This window comes from Streptomyces sp. NPDC000410 (assembly GCF_040300305.1).
GTDB lineage: Bacteria > Actinomycetota > Actinomycetes > Streptomycetales > Streptomycetaceae > Streptomyces.
On record NZ_JBEPDM010000005.1, the window covers coordinates 270,933 to 297,568 of the forward strand.

The following is a 26,636-nucleotide window of genomic DNA, read 5'->3' on the forward strand; positions in this document are numbered from 1 at the left end:
GCGGGGGTCTGCGCGTATGGCTCGATCGGGCGTCAGTGGAGCTCGCGCGTGGCGGCGATCTTCTTGACCCGCTTGCGGACCACGAACCAGCCGCCGACCAGCGCGGCCGCGATCAGCGGCAGCAGGTTGACGGTGGTGCGGCTGATGCCGCCGTCCATCCACATCAGGACCAGGACGGAGCCGAGGAAGAGCAGCGTGACGATCTGGGTGTACGGGGCCCAGGGCAGCTGGTAGCTCGGACGGGTGACCCGGCCGTCCTTGGAGCGCTGCCAGAAGAGCAGCGAGCAGACCATGATCATGCCCCAGGTGCCGATGATGCCGATGGAGGCGACGTTCAGCACCAGCTCGAAGGCGTCGTCCGGCATGTACTTGTTCAGGACCACACCGACGACACCGAAGGCGGCGGTGAGCAGGATGCCGCCGTAGGGCACGCCGCCCCTGTTCATCACACCGGTGAACTTGGGCGCGGAGCCGGACATCGACATCGAGCGCAGGATGCGGCCGGTCGAGTACAGGCCGGAGTTCAGGCTGGACAGGGCGGCGGTGAGAACCACGAGGTTCATGATCCCGGCCGCACCCGGGATGCCGAGCTTGTCGAAGACGGTGACGAAGGGGCTCTGGTCACCGGTGTAGGCGGTGTACGGCAGCAGCAGCGCGAGCAGGATGACCGAGCCGACGTAGAAGAGGCCGACTCGCCACATGATCGAGTTGACCGCCTTCGGCATGATCTTCTCGGGGTTCTCGGTCTCGCCGGCGGCGACGCCGCACAGCTCGACGGAGGCGTACGCGAAGACGACACCCTGGATCAGCAGCAGCATCGGCATCATGCCCATCGGGAAGATGCCGCCGTTGTCGGTGATGTTGGCGAGGCCCGCGGTGTTGCCGCCGATGTCGTGCGAGGTGACGACGAGGTAGATGCCGATGAGCATGAAGATCACCAGCGCGGCGACCTTGATGATCGCGAACCAGAACTCCATCTCACCGAAGTACTTCACCGAGATGAGGTTGGCGGCCAGCACCACGGCGAGCGCGATGAGGGCGAGCACCCACTGCGGGATGTCGCTGAACATCGACCAGAAGTGCGCGTACGTGGCCGCCGCGGTGATGTCGGCGATGGCGGTGGTCGACCAGTTGAGGAAGTACAGCCAGCCGGCGGTGTAGGCGCCCTTCTCGCCCATGAACTCACGGGCGTAGGAGACGAAGGCGCCGGAGGAGGGCCGGTAGAGGACGAGCTCGCCGAGCGCGCGCACGACGAAGAAGGCGAAGACGCCACAGACCGCGTAGGCGATGAAGAGGGAGGGGCCTGCGTTGGCCATGCGCCCACCGGCTCCGAGGAAGAGTCCCGTACCGATGGCGCCGCCGATGGCGATCATGTTGATGTGCCGGGACTTCAGGTCCTTGCGGTACCCGGCGTCACCGGCGTCGACGTGGGGGGTGCTGCTTGGAGCCGGTGCCCCGGCGACTGGCGTATCGGCCGCGGTGATCGTGCGGTCGCTCATAAAGATGTTCGCCTTCGTGAGGGGGTGTGCGGTACCCGGCCGTATGCCGGCGGCCTTCTCGTGGTGAGGAAGGTGGTCACCACGACGTGACCCAATGGGCGTGCGGGCCCAAGGGCCCATGGTCAGGGCAACCCTGGGATTTTGGCAGTGGCGAACCTCACTCAGACATAGATCTGAGGGTTTTCAGAGGTTACGACAAGGTAAGTAAAGGGTTCGGGAGAGAACAGGGGTCGAGCGGGGGCTTGCGGACGCCTCAGGGCGCGAGGACGTCCAGCTCCTGGAGAGCCCCTACGGCGATCTCCCGGGTGAGGCTCTCGGCCCGGTCCGCGTCGCCTTCGCGAACGGCTTCGGCGACCTGGACATGGAGGGTGACGGCGGCCGGGTCGGGGTCCTCGAACATGACCTGATGGTGCGTACGGCCGGTGAGGACCTCGGCGACGACGTCGCCGAGCCGGGCGAACATCTCGTTGCCGGAGGCGTTGAGCACGATCCGGTGGAAGGCGATGTCGTGCTCCAGGTAGCCCTCCAGCTGGTGGCCGCGGGAGGTGGCGACCATGCCGAGGGCGCATTCGGTGAGGGCGGCGCACTGCTCGGGGGTGGCGTTGCGGGCGGCGAGGCCGGCGGCGACCGGTTCGATCGCGGAGCGGAGCACGGTCAACGAGCGCAGCTGGCGCGGGCGGTCGGCGCCGGCGAGTCGCCAGCGGATGACGCGCGGATCGTAGACGTTCCACTCCTCGGCGGGGCGTACGGTCACGCCGACACGGCGGCGGGACTCCACGAGGTGCATCGACTCCAGGACGCGGACCACCTCACGGACGACCGTGCGGGACACGTCGAAGCGCTGGGCGAGCTCATCGGTGCGCAGCACGCTGCCGGGCGGGTACTCCCCCGCGGTGATCGCGAGGCCCAGGGTGTCGAGGACATGTGTGTGCAGCCCGGGGCCCTCTGTGGTCATGGGGCAAGCGTACGGGGCACCGTTCGGGAACAAAAAGTATGACGTTTATGTCTCATCCCCTTGAATAAGTCATACCTAATGCGTTTCAGTGGCGCGACACACCGGAGACGTACCGATGCCGATCCGGCGATGTACCGATGTCGACGAAGACACCGATGTCGATGAAGACAGCGAGGCAGCACCCATGAGCACCCCACTCGTCGTCGTGGTGATGGGCGTGGCAGGGACCGGCAAGACCACGATCGGTCCCCTGCTCGCCGAACGGCTCGGCGTTCCCTACGCCGAGGGAGACGACTTCCACCCCGAGGCGAACATCGCCAAGATGTCCGCCGGAGTCCCGCTGGACGACGCGGACCGGGCACCCTGGCTCGACGCGATCGGGCGGTGGGCGCACAACAGGGCCGGGCTCGGCGGGGTGGTGAGCAGCTCCGCGCTGAAGCGGAGCTACCGCGACCGGCTGCGCGCGGCCGCTCCCGGTGCCGTCTTCCTCCACCTCACCGGTGACCGCGAGCTGATCCAACGGCGGATGACCGAGCGCACGGGGCATTTCATGCCCACCGCGCTGCTGGACTCGCAGTTCGCCACGTTGCAGCCGCTCCAGGGCGATGAGGCGGGCGTCGCCGTCGATGTCGCCGGAACGCCCGAAGAGATCACCGAACGGGCCGTCGCCGCGCTGCGCGGGCTCGAAGAGTCGGACCGGCCCGAAAGCTCAGGCCCGCCTGAAGAGTCGGCCCGGCCCGAAGGCGCAGGCCCGACCGACGACGCGGCCACGCCCGTGGAGTCAGGCCCGCCCGACGACACAGGCCCGCTCGAAGACTGAAGACTCAAGCCCGCCCGAAGACCAAGGAATCACCGTGACCAGACTCAGCGTCGAGACGCTGGCAGCGGACGCCGCCGAGCCGATCACCTCGGCGGGCAACGTACAACTGGGTATCGCCGTGCTCGCGGGCATCGCCGTCATCGTCCTGCTCATCACCAAGTTCAAGCTGCATGCCTTCCTGGCGCTGACCATCGGCTCGCTCGCGCTCGGCGCGCTCGCCGGGGCGCCGCTCGACAAGACGCTCGAATCGTTCGGCAAGGGCCTCGGCGCCACGGTGGCGAGCGTGGGCGTGCTCATCGCGCTCGGCGCGATCCTGGGCAGGCTGCTCGCCGACTCGGGCGGCGCGGACCAGATCGTCGACACGATCCTCGCGAGGGCGAGCGGGCGGGCGATGCCGTGGGCGATGGTGCTGATCGCCTCGGTCATCGGGCTGCCGCTGTTCTTCGAGGTCGGCATCGTCCTGCTGATCCCGGTCGTGCTGATGGTCGCCAGGCGCGGCAACTACTCGGTCATGCGCATCGGCATTCCGGCGCTGGCGGGGCTGTCGGTGATGCACGGGCTGATCCCGCCGCACCCCGGCCCGCTCGTCGCGATCGATGCCATCGGCGCGAACCTCGGCGTCACGCTGGCGCTGGGGGTGCTGGTCGCCGTCCCGACCGTGATCATCGCCGGTCCGGTCTTCTCCCGGTACGCCGCCCGCTGGGTGGACATCCCGGCGCCGGAGCGGATGCTCCCTGCGCGGCCCTCCGCGGACCTGCAGCGCCGCCCCGGGTTCGCCGCCACCGTCGCCACCGTGCTGCTGCCCGTCGTCCTGATGCTGGCCAAGGCGCTCGTCGAGATCGTCGTCGACGACCCCGACAACGGCCTCCAGCAGGTCACCGATGTCATCGGCGCCCCGATGATCGCCCTGCTCGCCGCCGTCCTCGTCGGCATGTTCACGCTGGGCCGCGCCGCCGGATTCACCAAGGAGCGGATGTCCGCGACCGTCGAGACGTCGCTCGCCCCGATCGCGGGCGTCCTGCTGATCGTCGGCGCGGGCGGCGGCTTCAAGGCGACGCTGATCGACATCGGCGTGGGCCGGATGATCCTGGACCTCTCCAAGAACTGGGCCGTCCCGACGCTGCTGCTGGCGTGGCTGATCGCGGTGGCGATCCGGCTCGCGACCGGCTCGGCGACCGTGGCGACGATCTCGGCGGCCGGTCTGGTCGCCCCGCTCGCCGCGGGCATGACGACCACCGAGTCGGCGCTGCTGGTGCTGGCGATCGGCGCCGGTTCGCTCTTCTTCAGCCATTTGAACCCTCCCCCAGCTAAAGCAGGGGGATTCCTGGCTCACGCTGCCTGCGGGTCTGCGACTCGACAGGTCTTCCACGATCAACACCAGCCGGGTTGGAACCAGCCCGGTTTGGTACGGCAATGCTTGAAGGTGCATGTGCCGTCTTGGTTCTCGATCGGCACGGTGTGCGCGCTTGGTTCTCGCAACGCACGGCGCACACCCTACCCGATCATGCGGGACGGCGGTCGGCGGGGCTCGCGTTTCTCAGTGGACGGAGCTCTCGGAATCGCGCAGCTTGAACACGGCCAGCACGCCCGCGTGGTCGGACGGCCACAGACCCGAGGGGGTGCGGTCGGACTGCTCCTCCCCCACCAGATCGGCCTTCACCGCGGTCGGGCCGTTGCGGAACAGCACGTAGTCGATGCGCTGCCTGAGGGTCGACGTGGGGTTTCGCAGGTCGGGAGCCTGGCCGAACGTGAAGCCGGGGTCGTCGGGGTGCGTCTCGGTCCAGGCGTCACGGAAGCCGGCGGCGAGGATGTTGGCGTGGGTGGGGGTGGCGGTGCCCGGCCCGGCGCCGACGCCGCCGGCGGCCGAGTTGAGATCGCCCAGAAGCACGGTGGGGAGCTTCGTGTCGAGCGGACCGGCGAGCAGTTCGTTGCCCTGCTGCACCTGCACGGTGGGTCCTGCGCCCTCCAGGTGCGTGTTGACCACGCGTGTGGTGCGGCCACTCACGGTGGCATCGACGGCGACCCAGCCGCGCGGAAAGACAAGGCTTCCCAGCAGCGGGTGGGGGATGGCCAGGCGGGCCTGGTAGAGACCCCGCTGCGCATGGGCGACGGAGAACTTCTTCGCGGGCAGGTCGGTGCGGGCCAGGAGCACATCGCGGTCGGTGAGACGGACGTCCTGCAAGCCGCTGGGTGTGGAGCGGGGAACCTCGCGGTCGCTGGTGGTGAGGGTCTTCACGACGCCGTAGTGCTTGCCCCGGGACGCCAGCTCGTCGAGCAGGGTCCGCAGGAAGTCGTATTCGACGTCGGTGGCGGGGCTGGCGGGGTCGGCCGGCGTCTGGCTGCGCCACAGTACGGCCTCCTGCAGACCCACGACGTGGGGATCGCTCTCGGCGATCTCGTCGGCCAGCGCCTCGGCGCGCTCGGGGAAGTCCGTGGCCTCGACCTGGGCGTACACCTGGGTCACGGCGGCGATGAGCGAGGCCGTGCTGGTGGCTCCGAGGACAGGTGAGAGATCGGCGCCCAGATAGAGGTTGCGGGTGAGCACCTTGAGCTTCGCCGGGGTTTCGCCGGCCGAAGCCGTGGTGGACGCCCCCGACCCGACGAGCAGGAGTGTCAGCAGGACAGTGAACCAGGCGCGCGGCGCACGCCGCCGGGCGCGGCGGTCCGCCGACCCGGTCGTCAGGCGGGTTTCGGACATGGCGGGGCAGCCCTTTCCGTCACGGGAGGAAGCGGCCGAAGGGTCGCGGAGCGGAGCGCTGCGCCGGCGGAGGCCGCGACGCACACGATCCTCACGTAACCACACGGCGACGGGCGCGGCCCGCCCGTGTACGCCAGGCCGGTGACGCGCGGTCGGGCCGGTCCGGCGATCCGTCAGTCCCTGTCCGGGTTCCACAGCGGGTGCTCCCGCCGGGCCCAGGGGCGCGCGACCGAGCCGGTGCGCATGCCACGGCGCGCCTCCGGGTCGGCGAGCGCCATCTTGATGTGGCCGATCAGTACGAGGCCGATGGCGAGCGCCAGCCAGTCGTGGACGAAGGTGGCGCTGGTGCGCCAGACCAGTGGCGCGAGGCCGGTGAACCACATCAGCAGCCCGGTGCCGAGCATCACGAGCACGGCGCCCGCGATCCACGCCGCGTAGAGCTTCTGCCCGGCGTTGAACTTTCCGGCCTGACGGGCCCCCGGGTGCCGGTCCCGGCGGCGTACGGCACGCAGCCACGCACGGTCGTGCGCCCCGAACCGGTTGAGCCGGCGCAGATCGGCCCGGAAGGCGCGCGAGGCCAGACCCAGCAGGAAGGGCACCGGCAGCAGCAGCCCCGACCACTCGTGCAGGGTCACCACGAGATGGCGGCGGCCGACGAGTTCGGCGAGTACGGGTACGTAGAGACAGGCCGCGGAAGCGACGCACACCAGCATCAGGGCGGCGGTCGAGCGGTGCACCCAGCGCTCGGCGCGGCTGAACCTGCTGACGCGCGCCGGGGGTTCAGACGGTGGGGGCGTCGTCGCGGCCGTTGGACCGGCCGACCCAGGCGTCGATGTCATAGCCTCGCTCCTCCCAGTAGCCGGGCCGTACGTCGGACGTCAGGGAGATCCCGGAGAGCCATTTCGCCGACTTGTAGAAATACATGGGGGCGACATACAGCCGCACCGGCCCGCCGTGTGCGTGGCTGACCGGCGCGTCCCGCATACGCAGGCACACGAGGACGTCGTCGCGGCGGGCCTGGTCGAGGGTGAGGCTCTCGGTGTACGTGCCGTCGAAGCAGGTGAAACGGATGGCCCGGGCCTGTGGCCGTACGCCCGCGGCGTCGAGCAGCGTGGAGAGCTTCACGCCCTCGAAGGGGGTGTCGGGGACGCGCCAGCCGGTGACGCACTGGACGTCGCGCACGATCCGGGTCTGCGGCAGCGCGCGCAGTGCGTCCAGGGTGTACGTGGCGGGCCGGTCGACGAGTCCGTCGACCGTCAGCCGGTAGGTCGTGGCGTCCTTGTGCGGCACGGACGCGGCGACCGAGTAGTAGCGGAAGCCGCCGCCGTTGGGGAGCAGTCCGGTGAGCTTGGTGGGGTCCTTGTCGGCGACGGAGCCGAGGAAGGCCTCCAGGCCGCTCTGGAGATACGGGGCGGTGACGACTCCGGCGGCGCCGAGGCCGAGTACGGCGAGCACCACGCGCCGCCCGACGGGGACGCCGTCGGCGTCGGGTGCCGGGGCCTGATCAGGCTCCTGGTACTGGTACGGGGCCGGGGAAGGGTCCTGAGGCGGGGACGGGTCCTGGTCCTGGGAGGGGTCGTTCACAGAACAATTCGAACACCCGCGGCCGCCCGGATCCAGGGGCCGCGGGTATCCGTCAGACTTCCGTCACACTCGGGCGTCCGTCGCCTCCGCCGCGCGCTCCAGCCGGAACGCCTCGTTGCCCAGCCCGATGCGCTGATGCACCTCGGGGCGTACGGCCTTCAGCACCGCGCCGTACACCAGCCCCACGACCAGAGCGGCTCCGATGATCCCGGGCAGGATCCAGTTCAGCGGGGAGCCGGGGCCCGCGCCGATGAGGACGTCGAAGTCCTTGACCGTGTAGCCGGCGATCGCGAGGAGGGCGAGAGCCGCGAGCCCGGAGGCGATGAGCCGCCACGCCTGCGGTCCGGCCGCGCCGCGGCGCGTGAAGAAGGCGATCACTGCGACGGAGGCGGCCGCCATCAGCAGGATGACGCCGAGCGCGCCGACGTTGCCCATCCAGGTGAACAGGCGCAGCACGGGGGTGGTGGGGTCGCCCGCCGGGAGTTCGTCGGTGACGGCGAAGGCCACGACGACCACGACGGAGACGCCGGACTGGAGCGCCGAGCCGGTGGCGGGGGCGCCGCTGGACCGGCTCGTACGACCGAAGGCGGCGGGCAGCAGGCCCTCGCGGCCCATGGCGAACGCGTAGCGCGCGACGACGTTGTGGAAGCTGAGCAGCGCCGCGAACATGCCGGTGACGAAGAGGACGTGCAGCACGTCGGTGAAGGCTCCGCCGAGCCGGGTCTCGGTGAGCGAGAACAGCAGCCCGGGGCCCTGCTCGCCCGCCGCGCCGACGATGGCGCCGGGGCCGGTGGCGACGGTGAGCGCCCAGGCGCTGAGCGCGAGGAAGAGCGCGGCGTACCCGACGGCGAGGAACATCACGCGTGAGACGACGACATGGGGGCGGCTGGTCTCCTCCGCGTACACCGGGGACTGCTCGAAGCCGACGAACGCGGCGATGCAGAAGCAGAGCGCGGTGCCGAGACCGGCGCCGGTGAGCGTGTCCGGGTCGAAGGCGGTGAAGGACAGCCCTCCGCGCGCCGGTTCGGCGATGGCCGCGATGTCGAAGATGACGACCAGCGCGCACTCGACGACCAGCAGGACGCCGAGCACCTTGGCGTTGAGGTCTATCTTCAGCCAGCCCAGGACGGCGACGAGGACGGCGGCCGCGAGGGCCGGGGCCCACCAGGCGACGGTCAGATCGAGGTGGGCGGCGAGCAGCCCGGAGATCTCGAAGCCGAGGATGCCGTAGATGCCGACCTGCATGGCGCTGTACGAGACGAGGGCGACCAGCGAGGCCCCGGCGCCGGCGGTGGGGCCGAGGCCGCGGGCGATGTACGCGTAGAAGGCGCCGGCGTTGTGGACGTGCCGGCTCATCTCGGCGTAGCCGACGCCGAACAGCATCAGGACGATGCCGAGGATGACGTAGAGGAGGGGCTGGCCGACGATGCCCATGACACCGAACACGGTGGGCATGACTCCGGCGACGACCATCAGCGGCGCGCTGGCGGCGAGCACGGAGAGCAGCAGGCCCGCCGTGCCGAGGCGGCCGGCGCGCAGGGCGCGGTCCTGGCCCTTGTAGGTGTTGATCTCGTCCGGTGCGGTGGTGGGGCTCGTTCGGGGAGTGCTGGAGGTGCCCGACGGCATGGCGGGGGTTGTCCCTTCGGGGGCGGTTTCGGACGTGATGCGGGTGGTGCTCGCGGTGGCGATTCAGGTGGTGGCTCAGGTGATGGTTCAGGTGGCTCAGATGGTTCAGGTGGTGGTTCAGGTGGTGGTTCAGGTGGCTCAGGTGGTGATTCAGATGCTGCCGAGCGCGGCACCGCGCGCGGCGCGGAACGCGTCGTGCGGGTCCCGGTCCGGGTACGACCAGGGCGCGGGGGTGGCGTGCCGGCCGATGCGGTGGAAGAGCGCGGCGGCTTCGGCGGCCCTGCCCTCGCAGTACTTGGCGTGGGCGAGGAAGTTGAGGTCGACGCGGTTGCGGGGGTGGTCCTCGCGCTCCCACTCCAGCCACCAGTCGAAGGCGGCCTTCATCACCTGCCCGGCCCGGCGGCCGCACCAGTGACCGGAGGCGAGCGGGTCGGCGGGTTCGCTGCCGAAGGCCGCGAGTACGCGGTAGCGCTCGGCGTGGGCGACGACGGGCAGGACGGCGAGGGGGGAGTCCGCGGGCGCCTGTTCGGCGGCCCAGGCGGCGAAGTCGTACACCTCGTGCAGCGGGTCCTGGCCGGCGGCCGGATGGCGTTCGGCGAGTCGCGCCGCCATCAGGTGGTGGGCGTGGTGGTGGTCGGGGTGCCGGAAGCGCACCTCGTCGAAGAGGCGTACGACTTCCTCCTCGGTGCCGAGGCTGCGGGCGAGGAGGAGCAGCGCGAGCCACGGGGTGGGGTCGTCGGGAGCCAGCTCGGCGGCGGCCCGGCAGGCCGTACGGGCCGGTTCGGCCCGTTCCTTGCCGCGCAGCGCGCCGCAGACGTGCGCGCAGGCGAGCAGCAGGGCGGCGTCGGGGCTGCGGGGCTCGGCGAGGAGCCAGTCGCGGGCCCAGGCCGCGGTCGTCGGGGCTTCGCCGAGCACGACGAGGCGGTGACCGCGGCGGTCCCAGTCGTCGCCGGTGACGGCGAGCAGGGACCGTACGGCGGCCCATCGTCCCTGCGCCAACTGGGCGCGGGTGGCGATGAGTTCGTCGTCGTCCAGGGCCGGGTCGAAAGCCTGACCGGAGCGCCCGGCACGGCGGCGGGCACGGCCGAGCGGCGGCGGTGGGGGCATCCGCGGGGCTTCCTTGTCTGCGATGCGAACGGCGGTACGGGCCCTGCCGGATGAACGGGATGTGAGGGACCGATCACGCACAGCAAAGCGGTAGCGAATGCTCCGCGTCAAGGCGTGTGGCGAGTGGGGAACTCCGGGTGTGTGAGGGGTGGTTGGCACGGGCTGCTGCGCCGTGGCCGCGACGGGCGGGGCGCCTGCGGCTACGACACCGCCCGGCCCGCGGCACGGCCCGCCGCGCGGCCCGAGAAGATGCAGCCGCCGAGGAACGTGCCTTCGAGGGAGCGGTAGCCGTGTACGCCGCCGCCGCCGAAACCGGCCGCCTCGCCGGCCGCGTACAGGCCGGGCAGGGGCTGCCCGCCCTCGACCAGGACCCGTGAGGACAGGTCCGTCTCCAGGCCGCCGAGCGACTTGCGGGTGAGGATGTTGAGGCGTACGGCGATGAGCGGACCGGCCTTGGGGTCGAGGATGCGGTGCGGTGCCGCCGTGCGGATGAGCTTGTCGCCCAGGTACTTGCGGGCGCCGCGGATGGCGGTCACCTGGAGGTCCTTGGTGAAGGGGTTGGCGATCTCCCGGTCCCGGGCGGTGATCTCGCGCCGCATGGCGTCCTCGTCGATGAGGGGTTCCTCGGTGAGCGCGTTCATGCCGCGCACCAGCGCGCCGAGGTCCTTCTCGACGACGAAGTCCACGCCGTTGTCCATGAACGCCTTCACCGGACCCGGCACGTCGGCGCGCGCACGGCCGATGACGTCACGGACCGACTTCCCCGTCAGGTCGGGGTTCTGCTCCGAGCCGGAGAGTGCGAACTCCTTGCCGATGATGCGCTGGTCGAGCACGAACCAGGTGTGGTCGTACCCGGTCCGCATGATGTGCTCCAGGGTCCCGAGGGTGTCGAAGCCGGGGAAGAGCGGCACCGGCAGCCGCCGCCCGCGTGCGTCGAGCCAGAGCGAGGACGGTCCGGGCAGGATGCGGATGCCGTGCCGGGCCCAGATCGGATTCCAGTTCTCGATGCCCTCGGTGTAGTGCCACATCCGGTCGCGGTTGATGTGACGCGCGCCGGCCGACTCGGCGATGCCGAGCATCAGGCCGTCGACGTGCGCGGGCACTCCGGAGAGCATCTTCCCGGGCGGGGTCCCGAGGCGCTCGGGCCACTGGGCGCGTACGAGGTCGTGGTTGCCGCCGATGCCGCCGGAGGTGACGATCACCGCCTGGGCTCGGAGTTCGAAGGAGCCGGTGACCTCCCGGCCGCTCGCCGTGCCGCGCTCGGCGGCGGACGGCTCCAGGACCTCCCCGGTCACGGTGTCCACGGCCCCGTCGGTGCGGCCGAGGCCGGTCACCCGGTGCCGGAAGCGGAGGTCGACGAGCCCGCGCGCTGCGCCTTCCCTGACCCGCCGCTCGAAGGGGGCGACGACGCCGGGGCCCGTGCCCCAGGTGATGTGGAAGCGCGGCACCGAGTTCCCGTGCCCGGTGGCGTCGTAGCCGCCGCGCTCGGCCCACCCGACGACGGGGAAGAACCGTATGCCCCGCGCGTGCAGCCAGGCGCGCTTCTCGCCGGCCGCGAAATCGACGTACGCCTCGGCCCAGCGGCGCGGCCAGTGGTCCTCGTCGCGGTCGAAGCCTGCCGTACCGAGCCAGTCCTGGAGGGCCAGGTCCCGGCTGTCCTTGATGCGCAGCCGGCGCTGCTCGGGCGAGTCGACGAGGAAGAGCCCGCCGAACGACCAGTGCGCCTGACCTCCCATGGACTGCTCGGGCTCCTGGTCGAGCAGGATGACCTTGCGGCCGGCGTCGACGAGTTCGGCGGTGGCGACCAGGCCCGCGAGCCCTGCCCCGATCACGATGACATCAGCGTCGTACGCCATGGGTGGTGTCCCTCTCGGAGCGGCGGGCCCAGGGCCTGTCTTTCGGATCAGGCCCTAGCGATGGCTCCGATCTTCGGTACGCGGCAGTAACACGTCAACCGTCCGACGGGACCGTCCCGGCCCTCGCATTTAATAATGTCGAGCATTAAGGTGCTGGCATGGCGAGGACCTCAGGACCCGAGACCCGGGACAAACTGATCCGCGCGGCCGAGGAGGTCTTCGCGGCGCAGGGCGTCGACGGGGCGCAGCTCCGCGACATCGTGCGGCTGGCGGGCCAGAGCAACCCGTCCGCCGTGCAGTACCACTTCGGCTCGCGCACCGGCCTCGTGGAGGCCGTGATGGCAGGCCGCCAGGCCCGCACCGACCAGGTGCTCGCGCCGCTCCTCGACCGTGCGGCCCCGGACGACGTGCACGAGCTGATCGCCGTCCTCGTCAGGACCGAGTCCACCGAGCTCCGCTCCGAGCGGGGCCTGCGCTGTCTGCGGATCTCCGCCCAGCTCAGCCATGAGAGCGGGGTACGCGTCCGCACCCCGCACCCCACCCTCGACGGCACCGCCTACTGGCGGCTCATCGAACGTGTCGAGGCCTCTCCGGCGCTGGCCGGACTCCCCGAGCCGGTCCGGCTGGAACGCCTGGACCTCGCGCTCACCCTCATCGGCGCGGCCCTCGCCGACCGCGCCCGCCAGTACCTCGACGGCGTGACACCGCTCACCGGCGAGGAGTTCTTCCTCGCCGATCTCGTCGAGACCGCCACCGCACTCCTGCGGGCCCCCGTGCCCGCCTCACAGAGGGACATCACCACATGAGCGACCTCAGCGGAAAGACCATCGTCATCACCGGCGGCGCGCGCGGCCTCGGCGCCGAGGCCGCCCGGCAGGCCGTGGCCGCCGGTGCCTCCGTCGTCATCACCGACGTCCTGGACGACGAGGGCAAGGCCACGGCCGCGGAGCTGGGCGAGCGGGCCCGCTTCCTGCACCACGACGTGACGTCGGAGGAGGACTGGCAGCGGGTCGCGGACCACGCGGTGGCGGAGTTCGGCGGACTCGACGGACTGGTCAACAACGCCGGGATATCGGCCGGCCAGTACCTGGAGGCCGAGAGCGTCGAACACTTCCGCAGGGTCCTCGACATCAACCTCACCGGCGTGTTCATCGGCATGAAGACGGTCATCCCGGCCATGAAGGAGCGCGGCGCGGGCTCGATCGTCAACATCTCGTCGGCGGCGGGCCTGATGGGGCTCGCGCTGACCGCCGGGTACGGCGCGTCGAAGTGGGGCGTGCGCGGGCTGACGAAGATCGGCGCGGTGGAGCTCGGGACGGCCCGCATCCGGGTCAACTCGGTGCACCCGGGCATGACGTACACCCCGATGACCGCGTCCCTCGGCATCGAGCGGGGCGAGGGCAAGTATCCGAACACGCCGATGGGCCGGGTCGGCGAGCCCCACGAGATCGCCGGAGCGGTCGTCTATCTGCTGTCGGACGCGGCGTCGTACGTCACGGGCGCCGAGCTGGCCGTGGACGGCGGCTGGACCACCGGACCGACGGTCAAGTACGTCATGGGGCAGTGATTTCATGGCGGCATGAGTGCCGCTTCGAGTGCAGCTTCGAGTCCAGCTGACGAGATCCTCGACATCGTCGACGAGAACGACGAGGTCGTCGGGCAGGCCCCGCGCGGTGAGGCGTACGCGCGGGGCCTGCGCCATCGCTGCGTGTTCATCCAGGCCCGGGACGCCGAGGGCCGGATCTTCGTCCACCGCCGGACCGCGACCAAGCTCGTCTTCCCCTCCCTGTACGACATGTTCGTCGGCGGCGTCGTCGGCGCGGGCGAGACGTACGACGCCGCGGCGCTGCGCGAGGCCGAGGAGGAGCTCGGCGTCACAGGGCTCCCCCGGCCCGTCCCGCTCTTCAAGTTCCTGTACGAGGCCCCCGCCTCCGGCCCGGAACCGGTGTGGCAGACCTGGTGGTCGGCCGTCTACGAGGTCCGCTGCGAGCTGCCCGTGAACCCTCAGGCGGAGGAGGTCGCCTGGCACGCCTTCCTCCCGGAGGCCGAGCTGGAGCGGCGCCTCGGCGAGTGGGCGTGGGTCCCGGACGGGCTCGCCGCGTACGAACGCCTGCGCGACCACCGGGCCTCGGCGGGCTGACCGACGCGGCCCTCCGCCGCCCGGGCTGGTGCCGTCCGGGGCCACGGACAACGCCGCGGGTAAGGTGCGACACGTGAGCGAATTCGTACGGAGCCTGCGGCTGTGGTTCGCGCCCGAGCGGATCCGGGACGAGGGCGAGACCCCCGACTACCGCTTCTCGCTCGCGAACGAGCGCACGTTCCTCGCCTGGCTCCGTACCGCGCTCGCGCTCATCGCCGGCGGGTTCGCCGTCGACCAGTTCCTCCCCGATCTGCGCTGGGGCGTCCGCGTCGGGCTGTCGCTCGCGCTGATCGGTACGGGGGTGCTGTGCGCCGTGCGGGCCGTGAACCACTGGGTGCGGTGCGAGCGGGCCATGCGGCGCGGTGAGGATCTGCCGGTGTCCCGCTTCCCGACGATGCTGGCGCTGGTCGTCGGCGCCGTGTCGGTGGTCATGGTCGTGGTCGTCGCCTGGGGCCGTGCGTGAGCGGGGCGGAGGCGCGCGATCCCGGGCTGCAGCCGGAGCGGACCCGGCTGGCGTGGCGGCGTACGACGCTCGCTTTCACGGTCGTGGCGGTGCTGGCGGTGCGGCAGGTCGTCCACCGCGAGGAGATCACCGGGGACGATGTCGTCGCGATCGCCCTCAGCACACTGGTGTGGCTGGCGTTCCTGTCCGTGGCGCACCGGCGCATCGTGGCGATGGAGTCGACCACGCCGCCCGGTGTGATGCCCTTCGGGCAGGCCGTCGCGGCGACCCTGTGCACGCTCGCGCTCGCCGCCTTCGCCGTCGCCATCGTGTGGTGAGCGGGCCGGTGCCGGCTCAGCTCTCCCAGTCGACCGTGACGACGATCTTTCCGTGGGGGTGGCCTTCCTGGCTGAGCCGGTGGGCGTCGGCCGTCTGCTCCAGCGGGAAGGTGCGGGCCACCCGGACCTCGATGACCTCCTCCTCGGCGAGTTCGCTCAGCCGGTACAGGTCCGCGGTGTTGGGCCGAACGAAGACATAGCGGCCGCCGAAGGTGGTCACCGCCGGATCCGCGATGGACGCGAGCCGGCCGCCCTCGGCCAGCAGCCCCGCCGAGAGGGCGAGCGTGTCGCCGCCGACGGTGTCGAAGACCGCCTGGACGCCGTCCGGCGCGAGCGCCCGTACCCGCTCGGCGAGACCGTCGCCGTACACCACCGGCTCCGCACCCAGATCGCGCAGATGTTCGTGCGACGGCTCGCTCGCGGTGCCGATCACCCGGGCGCCGAAGTGGTGGGCGAGCTGCACGGCCATCGACCCGACCCCGCCGGCCGCGGCGTGCACGAGGATCGTGTCGCCGTGGCCGACGCTCAGCGCCTGCGTCAGGACCTGGTAGGCGGTCAGTCCGCACAGCGGCAGCCCCGCCGCCTCCTCGAACTCCAGGTTGCGCGGTTTGCGGGCGAGCGCGCGGACGGGGGCCGCGACGTACTCGGCGAACGTGCCGCGGGAGAGGAAGTCCTCGCGGACGTAGCCCATGACCTCGTCGCCGACGGCGAACTCGGTGACGGAGAGTCCCGGCTGGACGACGACACCGGAGACGTCCCAGCCGGGGATCACCGGGAAAACGGTGTCGATGAGCCCGTCCAGGTACCCTTCGCGGCACTTCCAGTCAACCGGGTTGACGGCCGCCGCCCGCACCTTGACCAGCACGTGGTCGGGGCCGAGCTTGGGTTCCGGGAGGTCTCCGTACTCCAGGACCTCGGGGCCGCCGTAGCGTCGGTAGCTGATCGCCTTCATGTTCCGACCCTCCGGCGCGCCCGGGGCTCGCGCAAGCCGGAGGGCACATCACGGTCACCCGTGGTGAGCATCTGAACGCCGTCCATGGCGGCCACCGGGCGGCCGCTGACCGGTGGCCGCGCCGCCCGCTTCCCCCGGCGCGTGCCCACCTGGCACGCTGCCACCGTCGGTCCGACCACTCCCGGGGGAGCCCAGTGCCTGCCACTGATCCGTACACCGTCCAGCTCGCGCCGTCCGTGCACGCCTATGTGCAGCCCGACGGCGGCTGGTGCCTGAACAACGCCGCCTTCCTGAGCGACGGCGAGTCCACCGTCCTCGTCGACACCGCCGCCACCGAGCGGCGCGCACAGCTGCTGCGCGAGGCGCTGCTCGCGACCGGCGCGCCGCCGCCGCGCACGATCGTCAACACGCACCACCACGGCGACCACACCTACGGCAACGCGGTGTTCACGCCGGAGGCGACCGTCGTCGGCCACGAGGCGTGCCGCAGGGAGGTTCTCGCCGCCGGACGGCAGCTGGACCTCATCTGGCCCGAGACCGAGTTCGGCGACATCACGATCACCGCGCCCGACCTGACGTACAGCGAGCGGCTCACGCTCCACGCGGCCGGGACGGAGGTGCGGCTGATCCACCCGGGCGTGGCGCACACGGTCGGGGACACGATCGTGCATCTCCCGGAGCACGGCATCGTCTTCACCGGTGACCTGATCTTCAGCGGGGGTACGCCCTTCCTTCCGATGGGCTCGCTCAGCGGGTCGCTGCGCTCCCTCGCACTGCTGCGCTCGCTGGACGCCACGACCGTGGTCCCGGGGCACGGCCCGGTCACCGATCCGTCGGCGTACGACGCGACGGAGCGCTATCTGCGGTACGTCGCCGCGCTCGCCGAGACCGGACGCGCCAAGGGCCTCACTCCGCTGGAGACGGCCCAGGGCGCCGACCTCGGGGAGTTCGCGGAACTGCGCGAGAGCGAGCGCCTGGTGGCCAATCTGCACCGCGCGTACGCCGAGCTGGACGGCCTGCCGGCGGGCTCACCGCTGGATCTCGTGACGGTCTTCACGGACATGACGGTGATGAACGGAGGGAAGCCGGTGGCCTGTCACGCGTGAGCGCCGGCAGCGGGGCACTTTCGGGGTGCGCCGCTGTCGTGCCGGGCGGACCCGGATTTCATACGTGAACTGCATCCAGGCATGCGATGAGCGAGCTAGAGGGCACAACGACCTTTCGGCCGACGCTCTGGACGACATACCGACTGGTCGGTCATCATGGTGGGGACCTGTTCACCGCCTCCGGAGGTGCCCACGATGAGCTCAGTCCACCCGCCAGGCCTCGACCTCGAGCAGCTGCGCGGCGTCCTCGACCGCCGCCGGCCGGGCCTGGTGACCGGACCGCTCAGCGCCCGGCTGATCCAGGGCGGCCGGTCCAACCTGACGTACGCCGTCAGCGACGGCGCGGACGGCCGGTGGGTCGTGCGCAGGCCCCCGCTCGGCCATGTGCTCGCCACCGCGCACGACATGAAGCGTGAGCACCGGGTCATCAGCGCCCTGCACCCGACGGCGGTCCCGGTGCCCGAGCCGCTGTTGCTGTGCGAGGACGAGTCGGTGCTCGGGGCGCCGTTCTACGTCATGGAGTTCGTCGACGGGACTCCGTACCGTACGGCCGAACAGCTCGCCCCGCTCGGCCCCGAGCGCACCCGCAGCGCCGTCCTCGGCCTGGTCGACACGCTCGTCGAACTGCACGCCGTAGAGCCCGATTCGGTGGGTCTCGGCGATTTCGGCCGCCCCGAGGGCTTCCTCGACCGGCAGCTGCGCCGCTGGGGCAAGCAGCTCGCAGCGTCCCGGGGCCGCGAGCTCGCGGGCATCGACGAGCTGCACGCCGCCCTCGGCCGCTCGCTGCCCGGGTCCCCCGCGCCCGCCGTCATCCACGGCGACTACCGGCTCGACAACGTGCTGATCGGCGACGACGACACGATCAAGGCGATCCTCGACTGGGAGATGTCCACGCTCGGCGATCCGCTCACCGACCTGGGCCTGCTGGTGATGTACAGCCAGAAGCTGGAGCTGCCCGACTCCCCCATCAGCACGACGGCCGGGGCCCCCGGCCACCCGGACGCCGCCGAACTCGTCGAGCGCTATGCCGCCCGCTCCGGCCGCGACACCTCGGCCATCTCCTGGTACACGGCGTTCGCGTGGTTCAAGCTCGCCGTGATCCTGGAGGGCATCCACTACCGCTACACGCTGGGGCAGACCGTCGGCGCCGGGTTCGACCGGATCGGCGAGCTGGTCCCGCTCTTCATCGAGCACGGCCTCACCACCCTCCAGGAAGGCTGAGAACACTCATGGACTTCGCGTTCGACGCACGCACCGAAGAACTGCGGGCCAGGCTGCTCGCCTTCATGGACGAGCACGTGTACCCGGCCGAGGCGGTCGCGCACGAGCAGCACGCCCGGCTCGCCTCGCCGTGGGACACCCCGGCGGTCGTGGAGGAGCTCAAGGCCGAGGCCCGTAGGCAGGGCCTGTGGAACCTCTTCTTGCCCGATGGGGAGTACGGCGCCGGGCTGACCAACCTCCAGTACGCGCCGCTCGCGGAAATCACCGGCCGGTCCCCGCACTTGGCGCCCACGGCGCTGAACTGCGCGGCCCCGGACACCGGGAACATGGAGGTCCTCGCCCAGTTCGGCTCCGACGAGCAGAAGAAGCAGTGGCTGGAGCCGCTGTTGGCCGGGGAGATCCGCTCCGCGTTCGCGATGACCGAGCCCGACGTCGCCTCGTCCGACGCGACCAACATCGAGACGCGCATCCGGCGCGACGGCGACGAGTACGTCATCAACGGCCGCAAGTGGTACATCTCCGGGGCGATGAACCCGAACTGCAAGGTCTTCATCGTGATGGGCAAGACCGACCCGGACGGCGAGGACATCCGCCGCCAGCAGTCGATGATCCTCGTCCCGCGCGACACCCCTGGTCTGCGGGTCAAGCGCGCCATGCAGGTGTACGGCTACGAGGACCACCTCCACGGCGGCCACGCCGAGGTCCTCTTCGACGACGTCCGTGTCCCGGCCTCGCATCTCATCGGCGAGGAGGGCGGCGGCTTCGCGATCGCCCAGGCGCGCCTCGGCCCCGGCCGGATCCACCACTGCATGCGCCTGATCGGCATGGCCGAACGCGCGATCGAGCTGATGTGCCGTCGCGCCGTGTCCCGTACCGCCTTCGGCAAGCCGATCGCCCAGCAGGGGGTCGTCCAGAACTGGATCGCGGACGCCCGCGTCACCGTCGAGCAGCTGCGGCTGCTGGTGCTGAAGACGGCCTGGCTGATGGACACGGTCGGCAACCGCGGCGCCCACACCGAGATCCAGGCCATCAAGATCGCCACCCCGCGCGCCGTCGTCGACATCCTCGACCGGGCGGTCCAGGTGCACGGCGCGGGCGGCGTCAGCCAGGACTTCCCGCTGGCCGAGCTGTGGGCGGGGGCACGGACCCTGATGCTGGCGGACGGGCCCGACGAGGTGCACCAGAGGTCGCTGGCCCGGCGGGAGCTGAAGAAGTACCTCTAGCGGCCGGGCCCCAGGGCCTGTCCTTCGGATCGGCCCGGCAGGATCCGGGGCCGGCAGGATCCGAAGGACGGGCCCTACGGGCGCAGGGCCCGCAGCAGCAGGTCAGCGAGGTGCGCGGCCACCTGCTGCGGGGTGAGGGGGCCGTCGGGCCGGTACCAGGTCGACAGGTGGTGGACCGAGCCGAAGTGGTAGTCGACCACCAGGTCGGCCGGGGTGGCGTTCGAGAACACCCCGCTCTGCTGCCCCTCCTCGATCAGGGCCCGGAAGCGCTCGTGGTAGCGCCTGCGCTCCGCGCGGACCTGCTTGTTCTTCTCGGGGCTGAGGTGGTGCATGGAGCGGAAGAAGATCGCCGCGTCGTCGAGGTTGTCGATCGTCGTCACGACGACGTCGGCGGCGGCGGCCCGCAGCCGCTCCTCGACGGGCGCGTCGGCGTCGGCGAAGGCGTCGAGCCGCTCCTGCTGGAGCCGCAGCACACGCGAGTAGACCTCCTGGAGGAGGTCTTCCTTGGAGCCGAAGTAGTGGTAGAGCGCGCCCTTGGTGACGCCGGCCGCCTCCACGATCTCCTGGACCGACGTGCGGTCGTACCCCTGTTCGGCGAAGAGTCGGGTGGCGGTGGCCAGCAGCCTCTGGGGGACGGGAGTGCCGCTCCCGTCCGTCGTCCTGGCCATTGCCGCCACCCGCCTTTCGCTCAACTCACACTGTTCATGTCCGAGAACGCAGTTCCCGCCTGAGGATCTTCCCACTAGTCGTCTTGGGGAGCTCCTCCAGTACCTCGATCTGCCGTGGGTACTTGTACGCGGCCAGCCGCTCCTTGCAGTGGCCGGCCAGCTCGTCGGGGTCCACGGAGGCTCCCGGGCGCAGGCTGACGTACGCCTTCACCGTTTCGCCGCGATAGGCGTCGGGTACGCCGACGACGGCCGCCTCGCGGACCGCGGGGTGGGCGTAGAGGACGTCCTCGACCTCGCGGGGCCAGACCTTGAAGCCCGAGGCGTTGATCATGTCCTTCTTGCGGTCGACGACGTAGAGCCAGCCGTCGGCGTCGATGAAGCCGATGTCGCCGGTGCGCAGCTCGCCGTCGGGGAAGGCGGTGGCGGTGGCATCGGGCAGCCGCCAGTAGCCGGGGACGACCTGGGGGCCGCTCACCGCGATCTCGCCCGGTTCGCCGAAGGGGACGTCGTCGCCCTTGTCGTCGATGATCCGGACGACGGTCTCGGGGCCGGGGACGCCGACCGAGAGGGTGCCGGAGTCCGGGTCGACCGGGGCTTCGTGTTCGGGCGGTACGGAGGCACAGGGGGCGGTGCACTCCGTGAGGCCGTAACCGTTGCGGATGTACGGGCCGAAGGCGGCGCGGAACTTCTCGACCAGGGCGGGCGGCAGCGGCGCGCCGCCCGAGGAGATGACCTGGAAGGAGGCGAAGTGGTCGCGGGTGACGCCGGGGTGGGCCGCCAACGCCATGAAAGCGGTGGACGGGCCGACGGTGTAGGCGGGGCGGTGCTCCAGGAAGGCGTCGAGGACGACGCCCGCGTCGAACCGGTGGGCGAGGGCCAGCGTCCCGGCGTTGGCGATGCAGGCGGCGAGTTCGCAGACCATTCCCGTGATGTGGAAGAGCGGCGCGAGCGCGAAGTAGCAGCCGCCCTCCGGTACGGGGTGGCCGGTGCGCTGGCGCTCGGCGTTGTAGGTGATGGCGCCGTGCGGGTTCATGGCGCCCTTGGGGGTGCCGCTGGTGCCGGAGGTGTAGCTGATCAACGCCACGTCGGCGGAGCCGGGGTCACGGCCGGCGGGGGCCCGGTGGCCGGCCCTGGCGACGGCGACGAGGTCGTCGGTGTCGTCGGGCCGCGGGAGCCGTTCGAAGCCGAGGACGCGTGCGTCGCCGCGGCTCTGCAGGTCCAGCTCGCAGGTGGTGAGGGCGAACCGTACCGGTGAGTCCCGCGCGGTCTCCCGCAGATACGCCTCCCAGGCGCGGTCCGCGCAGATCAGCGCCGCCGCGTCCGCGTCCCTGAGGACGTGGGCGACCTCGGCCGACTTGTACATGGGGTTGAGCGGGACGACGATCGCGCCCGCCTTCCAGGCGCCGAGCAGCGCGATGACGAACTGCGGCGTGTTCTGGAGCATGAGGGCCACGCGGTCGCCGCGCTCGATGCCCCGGGCGGCGAGATGGCCGGCGACGGAGTCGGAGAGCGCGTCGGTCTCGCGGTAGTCGAGGCGTCCGTCGAAGTAGGCGAGCGCGGTGCGCCCGGGGGCGCGGGCGGCGGCGGCGCGCAGGGCGTGGACGACGGTCGCGGGCGGGGTGACCGGCGCGCGCTGGGCGTCGGTGAGCCTGGACAGCCAGGGTTTGGCGGCGTAGATCGAGGTCACTTGCCTGTGTCCTCCCACTTCTGCTGGATGTGGTTCATCCCGGCCAGCCAGCGGCCGGTGTCGGCGGCGCGGGCCTGGTAGTACGCGGCGACGTCGGGGTGCGGCAGGATCAGGAAGCGATCGGCCTCGATGCCGTCGAAGAGCGCGTCGGCGACGTCCTCGGGCTCGATGGCGCCCGGCGTGAGGACGAGCTCGCCCGCGGACCCCGCCGCCTTGAGCATGTCCGTGCGTACGCCCTGCGGGCAGATGGCGTGGACCTTGAGACCGCGGTGGCGGTAGGTGAGGGAGAGCCATTCGGCGAAGGCGAGCGCGCCGTGCTTGGTGACGCTGTACGGGGCGGCGCCGATCATGGTGAGCAGTCCGGCCGCGGAGACGGTGGAGACGAAGCGGCCGCTGCCGCGCTCCAGCCAGTCGGGCAGCAGCGTACGGACCGCGCGGACGTGCGCCATGACGTTGACGTCCCAGGCGGCGGCCCACACGCCCTCGTCGGCGAAGGCGTCGCCGGGAGAGGCGAGTCCGGCGTTGGCGCAGTAGATGTCGACGCTGCCGCCGAGCGCGTCCCGTGCGTCGGCGACGATGGCGGAGGCGTCGCCGGGGACGGCGGTGGCGCCGATCTCGTCGGCGACGGCCTTGGTCCTGCCCGGGTCGATGTCGTTGACGACGACGCGCGCGCCCTCCGCGACGAAGCGCCGGGCGAGGGCGGCGCCGATGCCGCCACCCGCGCCCGTGACCACTACACCCGCACCCTGCACCGTAGTTGTCGCCGTGCTCATCGGGACCCACCTGCCTCTCCGTCGCGGCTCGCTGCGGTCGATCCGGCCGGCCGGGCAGCTCTGGTCACTCCGGCCGGGCCCAGTCGACCCATCGACAGACTAACCAGTCGGTATGCCCTCGGGAAGGGGCGTGACCCGCCCTGTCCGGATCGTTCCGCACGGCCTGGCGGCGCGCTAGCGTGCGTGGCCATGACAGACGGAGCGATCAGGGGACCGATCACGGAGGTAGCGCGATGAGCCTGTCCAGACGAGGTCTGCTGGTGGCGGGGGGCGCGGCGGGCGCACTGGCCTCGGCCTCCGTGCCCGCGTCGGCGCACGCCGGACGCGCCCGCCTCCGAACCGGCTTCGAGCGGCTCGCGGCCGACGGATACGGACTGCTGTCCGGCGAGCGGGTCGGCGTGGTCACGAACCCGACCGGGATCACCCGCGACGCCCGCCACATCGTGGACGTCATGCACGCCGACGACCGGGTGGACCTGGTCGCCGTCTTCGGGCCGGAGCACGGCTTCCGGGGGACGGCCCAGGCGGGCGGCTCCGAGGGCCGCTACGACGATCCGGCGACCGGGCTGCCGGTCTACGACACGTACCTGAAGAGCGGTCAGGCGCTCGCGGACATCTTCACGGCCTCGGGCGTGGGCACGATCGTGTTCGACATCCAGGACGTCGGCGCGCGCTTCTACACGTACATCTGGACGCTGTACGACTGCATGGTGGCGGCGGCGCTCGCCGGGAAGCGCTTCGTCGTGCTGGACCGGCCCAATCCGGTCACCGGGCGTGCGGCGCTGGGGCCGGTGCTGGACAAGGAGTTCGCGACCTTCGTGGGCCGTGAGCCGATCGCGCAGGCGCACGGGATGACGGTGACCGAGCTGGCCCGGCTCTTCAACGGCGAGTTCCTGAAGGCCCCGGTCGAGCTGGAGACGGTCCGGATGTCGGGCTGGCGGCGCGGGGACTTCTACGACGCGACCGGGCTTCCCTGGGTGCCGCCGAGCCCCAACATGCCCACGCCCGACACCGCGCTCGTGTACGCGGGGACCTGCCTGTTCGAGGGCACGAACCTCTCGGAGGGCCGCGGCACCACCCGCCCGTTCGAGCTGCTGGGCGCCGAGGGCATCGACCGGGCGTGGGCCGCGGCAGCGAACGGCCTGGAGCTCCCCGGGGTGCGGTTCCGCGAGGCGTACTTCGCCCCGACGTTCTCCAAGTTCCAGGGAAAGACGGTCGGCGGCGTGCAGCTGCACGTGCACGACCGGGAGGCGTTCGACCCGCTCCGTACGGGCATCGGCCTGCTGGTGACGGCGAAGCGCAGCTGGAGCGGGTTCGCCTGGCGGCCCGACAACTGGATCGACAAGCTGACGGGCTCCACGCGGGTGCGCACGATGATCGACGCGGGGGCCGGGACGGACGAGGTGGTGGGGGCCTGGCAGCGGGACCTGGCGACTTTCCGGGCCGTGCGCCAGCGGTATCTCGCCTACCGCTGAGGTGGCAAAATAGGGCAGGGGTCCTATTCCTCCGGTATTTCACAGCATTATCCGGCTCCCTGCAGGATTAGCCGTGATCCGCCGGAATTGCTCGTGTGGGAGGCCCACATGATGGCGACGCAGAGCTCGGGAGAGACCTTCAGGGGAGCACTCTGGCCAGGTATCGCGGGGATCGTGTCCGGCTGCCTGATGATCGCCGGACTGGTGCTGCTGATGTGGCGCACCCCGGACACCGGGGAACCGGGCGGCCTCGGGGCCACGCTCGTCTTCTACAGCGAGCAGGGCAATCTGGATCTCTCCGAGACCTCGGCGGTGCTGCTGGTGGGGGCGGGGCTGCTGTTCATGTGGTTCCTGGTGGCGCTGGCCCGGCTCGCCGGGAACCGGTCCCATCTGGTCCTGGTCGGCGGTTGCGTGTTCACCGTGTTCCTCATCGGCGCGGCGCTCGTCGGCAACATCTACGCGATATCGGCGAGCCGTTCGGACGCGTTCCTGGTCCTGCCGCAGACGGTGCTGGTCGCGGTCCTGCTGCTGGATCTGGCGTACGCGCTGCTGGTCGCGGCCATGGTGGGGGCGGCGGTGATGCTCTTCGCGATGTGGCGGGTCGCCGCGACGACGAAGGCCGTACCGGAATGGCTGGGCTGGGCCGGGCTGGTGGTGGCGATCGTGTCGCTGGCCGGGCCGTTCAGCGCATGGCTGACGCCCCTGCTGCTCGCGGTGTGGACGATCACGGCCGGCGTGCTGCTGATCCTGAAGGCACGGGCGGCGGCGCGGGAGACCGGGGAGCACCCGGACCGTACGGACGGGACGCCGGGGGCGACCCCTCCCCCCGGGCCTCCCGAAGCCCCGGAGGGGCCGGGTGCTCCGGGGACGCACAGGGCGTGATCCCGCCGCGCGCGGTGGTGTTGGCCGAACCTCCGGCAGGGGGGTCAACCCCCGTACGCAAGGGGTGCTGACCGGCTGTCCGGTGCCCGGTCCGTCCGCACATCCTTGATCCATGTACTCGCACACACCGCTCCATCGGCTGCAACGACTTCTGCTGCTCGTGATCTGCCTCGGCGCGCTCGTCGTGACAGCGCCCGTCGCCCGCGCCAGGCCGGCCCCTCCCACCACGGACGATCCGTTACGCGCTCTGGCCGCCTCGGCGCGGCCCCTGGACGATCTGCGGCCGCTGGGCCGGATGGTCGGCGACGCGAAGGTCGTGGGCGTGGGCGAAGCCACGCACAACTCCAAGGAGTTCTTCACCACCAAGCACCGGATCTTCGAGTACCTCGTCGAGCGCAAGGGCTTCACCACCTTCGCCCTGGAGGCCAACTGGAGTGCCGGGCTGCGCCTCGACGACTTCGTGCTGCACGGCAAGGGAGATCCCCGGCAGATCATGCGGGAGGAGTTCCAGAACTCGTACGCCATGTGGGACACCCAGGAGTATCTGGACCTGGTCAACTGGATGCGGCAGCACAACCTCCGCCACCCCGGCCACCCGGTGCGGTTCATGGGCAACGACGTCGGCCATGCGGGGCCCGCGCTCTTCGACCGGGTCACCGCGTACGTCGGCACGCACTACCCGGAGCTGTCGCCCCGTGTCACCGCGCTGTACCGGGCGTCACGGCCCACCGGCGGCGTGGATGAGTCCATGGACGCGTATCTACAGAAGCCGCTGCCCGAGCGCGGGCGGATGGCCCGGGACGTCCAGGAGGCGTACGACCTGCTCGCGAAGCAGCGGCCCGGTCCCGACCGGGCGGAGCACGCCTGGGTGCTCCAGCACGCCAGGGCCATCGCGCAGACCGGCCGCATGTTCTCCTACGACTTCTTCGACCCCGCCGACCTGGGCAAGGCCATGCGCTACCGCGACCAGGTCATGGCCGAGAACACGGTGTGGTGGCAGCGGCGGACCGGCGACCGGATACTGCTCTCCGCACACAACGGACACGTGGGGTACGAGACCAGCAACCCCGCGCAGTACCCCAAACTCCAGGGGGCCTTCCTGCGCGAGGCGCTGGGCGCCGGCTATGTGAACGTGGGATTCACCTTCGGACAGGGGTCGTTCAACGCACTCGACGTGACGGACCCCGCCGAGCCGATCCGTACCTTCAGCGTCGGCCCGATGCCCGCCGGCAGCAACGAGCACACCCTGGAGCAGGTGTCGCGCCGGGACTTCTACCTCGACATGCGGACCGCTCCGCGCGCGGCACGGGAGTGGCTGGGGACGGTCCGCCAGACGCGCAGCATAGGCAACTCCTGGCCGGCCGAGCCGGAGCCGGTCCGGCTCGCCACCTCGTACGACGCGCTGATCCATCTGCACCGGGTCACCGCGGCCGACCGGCTCTGAAACGGCTCTGAAACGGCTCTGGAACGGCGCGGGGCCGGGCCGGGTCCTCATTCAGTGTTGCGTGGGGGCTAACAACTGACCAAGTGCAAATGACGGTTCCATTTTTCACGTTCCGTGAATACTCGCGGCAGCCTAACAAG

At 71.2% G+C, this 26,636-nt stretch carries 23 protein-coding genes and 2 pseudogenes; 13 read left to right on the plus strand and 12 right to left on the minus strand.

Annotation, left to right across the window (positions count from 1 at the left end; all coding sequences use genetic code 11):
• Positions 1-32 precede the first annotated feature (32 nt).
• Both ABT342_RS09700 and ABT342_RS09705 read right to left on the minus strand, forming a co-directional pair.
• On the minus strand, positions 33-1,499 hold the full coding sequence (locus tag ABT342_RS09700) for an amino acid permease (protein WP_351569556.1): 1,467 nt from the start codon (positions 1,497-1,499) through the stop codon (positions 33-35).
• Positions 1,500-1,752: 253 nt separating this feature from the next.
• Entirely contained in the window at positions 1,753-2,454 is a 702-nt protein-coding gene (locus tag ABT342_RS09705; RefSeq protein WP_351569560.1) for a FadR/GntR family transcriptional regulator, read from the minus strand.
• A gap of 184 nt (positions 2,455-2,638) precedes the next feature.
• Between ABT342_RS09705 and ABT342_RS09710 the strand changes: the two are divergent.
• Positions 2,639-3,142: pseudogene (locus ABT342_RS09710) on the plus strand (gluconokinase); the annotation flags it as partial.
• Between the two features lie 166 nt (positions 3,143-3,308).
• Positions 3,309-4,571: pseudogene (locus ABT342_RS09715) on the plus strand (GntT/GntP/DsdX family permease); the annotation flags it as partial.
• Positions 4,572-4,811: 240 nt separating this feature from the next.
• On the opposite strand, the gene ABT342_RS09720 reads toward ABT342_RS09715, so the two are convergent.
• The 6 genes from ABT342_RS09720 to ABT342_RS09745 all read right to left on the minus strand — a co-directional run bounded on the left by ABT342_RS09720 (position 4,812) and on the right by ABT342_RS09745 (position 12,145).
• Complete coding sequence (locus ABT342_RS09720) at positions 4,812-5,972, minus strand: endonuclease/exonuclease/phosphatase family protein (protein ID WP_351569653.1); 1,161 nt, start codon at positions 5,970-5,972, stop codon at positions 4,812-4,814.
• A gap of 173 nt (positions 5,973-6,145) precedes the next feature.
• Complete coding sequence (locus tag ABT342_RS09725; RefSeq protein WP_351569563.1) at positions 6,146-6,811, minus strand: cytochrome b/b6 domain-containing protein; 666 nt, start codon at positions 6,809-6,811, stop codon at positions 6,146-6,148.
• On the minus strand, positions 6,753-7,556 hold the full coding sequence (locus ABT342_RS09730; protein WP_502965499.1) for a molybdopterin-dependent oxidoreductase: 804 nt from the start codon (positions 7,554-7,556) through the stop codon (positions 6,753-6,755). Before ABT342_RS09730 ends, ABT342_RS09725 begins: the two co-directional genes overlap by 59 nt.
• Before the next feature lie 63 nt (positions 7,557-7,619).
• Positions 7,620-9,182 (minus strand): APC family permease, encoded by a 1,563-nt coding sequence (locus ABT342_RS09735; protein ID WP_351569566.1) that lies wholly within the window; start codon positions 9,180-9,182, stop codon positions 7,620-7,622.
• A 150-nt stretch (positions 9,183-9,332) separates the two neighbouring features.
• Entirely contained in the window at positions 9,333-10,289 is a 957-nt protein-coding gene (locus tag ABT342_RS09740; protein WP_351569569.1) for a hypothetical protein, read from the minus strand.
• A 200-nt stretch (positions 10,290-10,489) separates the two neighbouring features.
• Positions 10,490-12,145, minus strand: coding sequence for an FAD-binding dehydrogenase (locus tag ABT342_RS09745; RefSeq protein WP_351569572.1), 1,656 nt, complete (start codon positions 12,143-12,145; stop codon positions 10,490-10,492).
• A 158-nt stretch (positions 12,146-12,303) separates the two neighbouring features.
• Between ABT342_RS09745 and ABT342_RS09750 the strand changes: the two genes are divergently transcribed.
• The 5 genes from ABT342_RS09750 (at position 12,304) to ABT342_RS09770 (ending at position 15,065) form a co-directional block, all read left to right on the plus strand.
• Entirely contained in the window at positions 12,304-12,951 is a 648-nt protein-coding gene (locus ABT342_RS09750; protein ID WP_351569575.1) for a TetR/AcrR family transcriptional regulator, read from the plus strand.
• Positions 12,948-13,712, plus strand: coding sequence for a glucose 1-dehydrogenase (locus ABT342_RS09755; RefSeq protein ID WP_351569578.1), 765 nt, complete (start codon positions 12,948-12,950; stop codon positions 13,710-13,712). The genes ABT342_RS09750 and ABT342_RS09755 overlap by 4 nt, the downstream gene beginning before the upstream one ends.
• A 12-nt stretch (positions 13,713-13,724) precedes the next feature.
• Positions 13,725-14,285, plus strand: a complete 561-nt coding sequence (locus ABT342_RS09760) for an NUDIX domain-containing protein (RefSeq protein ID WP_351569581.1) — start codon at positions 13,725-13,727, stop codon at positions 14,283-14,285.
• 73 nt (positions 14,286-14,358) lie between these two features.
• On the plus strand, positions 14,359-14,748 hold the full coding sequence (locus ABT342_RS09765) for a YidH family protein (protein ID WP_351569584.1): 390 nt from the start codon (positions 14,359-14,361) through the stop codon (positions 14,746-14,748).
• Positions 14,745-15,065: a DUF202 domain-containing protein gene (locus ABT342_RS09770; protein WP_351569587.1), complete on the plus strand. Its 321-nt coding sequence runs from the start codon at positions 14,745-14,747 to the stop codon at positions 15,063-15,065. The genes ABT342_RS09765 and ABT342_RS09770 overlap by 4 nt, the downstream gene beginning before the upstream one ends.
• A gap of 16 nt (positions 15,066-15,081) precedes the next feature.
• Here the strand turns inward: ABT342_RS09770 and ABT342_RS09775 are convergent, their stop codons facing one another.
• Positions 15,082-16,017, minus strand: coding sequence for an NADP-dependent oxidoreductase (locus ABT342_RS09775; RefSeq protein WP_351569590.1), 936 nt, complete (start codon positions 16,015-16,017; stop codon positions 15,082-15,084).
• Between the two features lie 194 nt (positions 16,018-16,211).
• Between ABT342_RS09775 and ABT342_RS09780 the strand changes: the two genes are divergently transcribed.
• The 3 genes from ABT342_RS09780 to ABT342_RS09790 all read left to right on the plus strand — a co-directional run bounded on the left by ABT342_RS09780 (position 16,212) and on the right by ABT342_RS09790 (position 19,567).
• A complete protein-coding gene (locus tag ABT342_RS09780; protein WP_351569593.1) occupies positions 16,212-17,123 on the plus strand; it encodes an MBL fold metallo-hydrolase in 912 nt (303 codons plus the stop codon).
• Between the two features lie 195 nt (positions 17,124-17,318).
• Entirely contained in the window at positions 17,319-18,344 is a 1,026-nt protein-coding gene (locus tag ABT342_RS09785; protein ID WP_351569595.1) for a phosphotransferase family protein, read from the plus strand.
• An 8-nt stretch (positions 18,345-18,352) separates the two neighbouring features.
• Positions 18,353-19,567, plus strand: coding sequence for an acyl-CoA dehydrogenase (locus ABT342_RS09790; protein ID WP_351569597.1), 1,215 nt, complete (start codon positions 18,353-18,355; stop codon positions 19,565-19,567).
• A 74-nt stretch (positions 19,568-19,641) separates the two neighbouring features.
• Here ABT342_RS09790 and ABT342_RS09795 read toward each other — a convergent pair whose 3' ends face one another.
• The 3 genes from ABT342_RS09795 to ABT342_RS09805 are packed head-to-tail and all read right to left on the minus strand — an operon-like array spanning position 19,642 to position 22,695.
• On the minus strand, positions 19,642-20,235 hold the full coding sequence (locus tag ABT342_RS09795) for a TetR/AcrR family transcriptional regulator (protein WP_351569600.1): 594 nt from the start codon (positions 20,233-20,235) through the stop codon (positions 19,642-19,644).
• Between the two features lie 34 nt (positions 20,236-20,269).
• Entirely contained in the window at positions 20,270-21,922 is a 1,653-nt protein-coding gene (locus ABT342_RS09800; RefSeq protein WP_351569603.1) for an AMP-binding protein, read from the minus strand.
• Positions 21,919-22,695: an SDR family oxidoreductase gene (locus ABT342_RS09805; protein ID WP_351569606.1), complete on the minus strand. Its 777-nt coding sequence runs from the start codon at positions 22,693-22,695 to the stop codon at positions 21,919-21,921. Before ABT342_RS09805 ends, ABT342_RS09800 begins: the two co-directional genes overlap by 4 nt.
• Positions 22,696-22,928: 233 nt before the next feature.
• On the opposite strand from ABT342_RS09805, the gene ABT342_RS09810 reads away from it, so the two are divergent.
• From ABT342_RS09810 to ABT342_RS09820, 3 genes are all read left to right on the plus strand, one after another.
• Positions 22,929-24,170, plus strand: coding sequence for an exo-beta-N-acetylmuramidase NamZ family protein (locus ABT342_RS09810; RefSeq protein ID WP_351569610.1), 1,242 nt, complete (start codon positions 22,929-22,931; stop codon positions 24,168-24,170).
• Between the two features lie 108 nt (positions 24,171-24,278).
• On the plus strand, positions 24,279-25,052 hold the full coding sequence (locus ABT342_RS09815; protein ID WP_351569613.1) for a hypothetical protein: 774 nt from the start codon (positions 24,279-24,281) through the stop codon (positions 25,050-25,052).
• A gap of 112 nt (positions 25,053-25,164) precedes the next feature.
• The gene (locus ABT342_RS09820) at positions 25,165-26,496 is read left to right on the plus strand and encodes an erythromycin esterase family protein (protein WP_351569616.1); all 1,332 of its coding nucleotides are present in this window, start codon (positions 25,165-25,167) and stop codon (positions 26,494-26,496) included.
• The last annotated feature ends 140 nt before the right edge of the window (positions 26,497-26,636 follow it).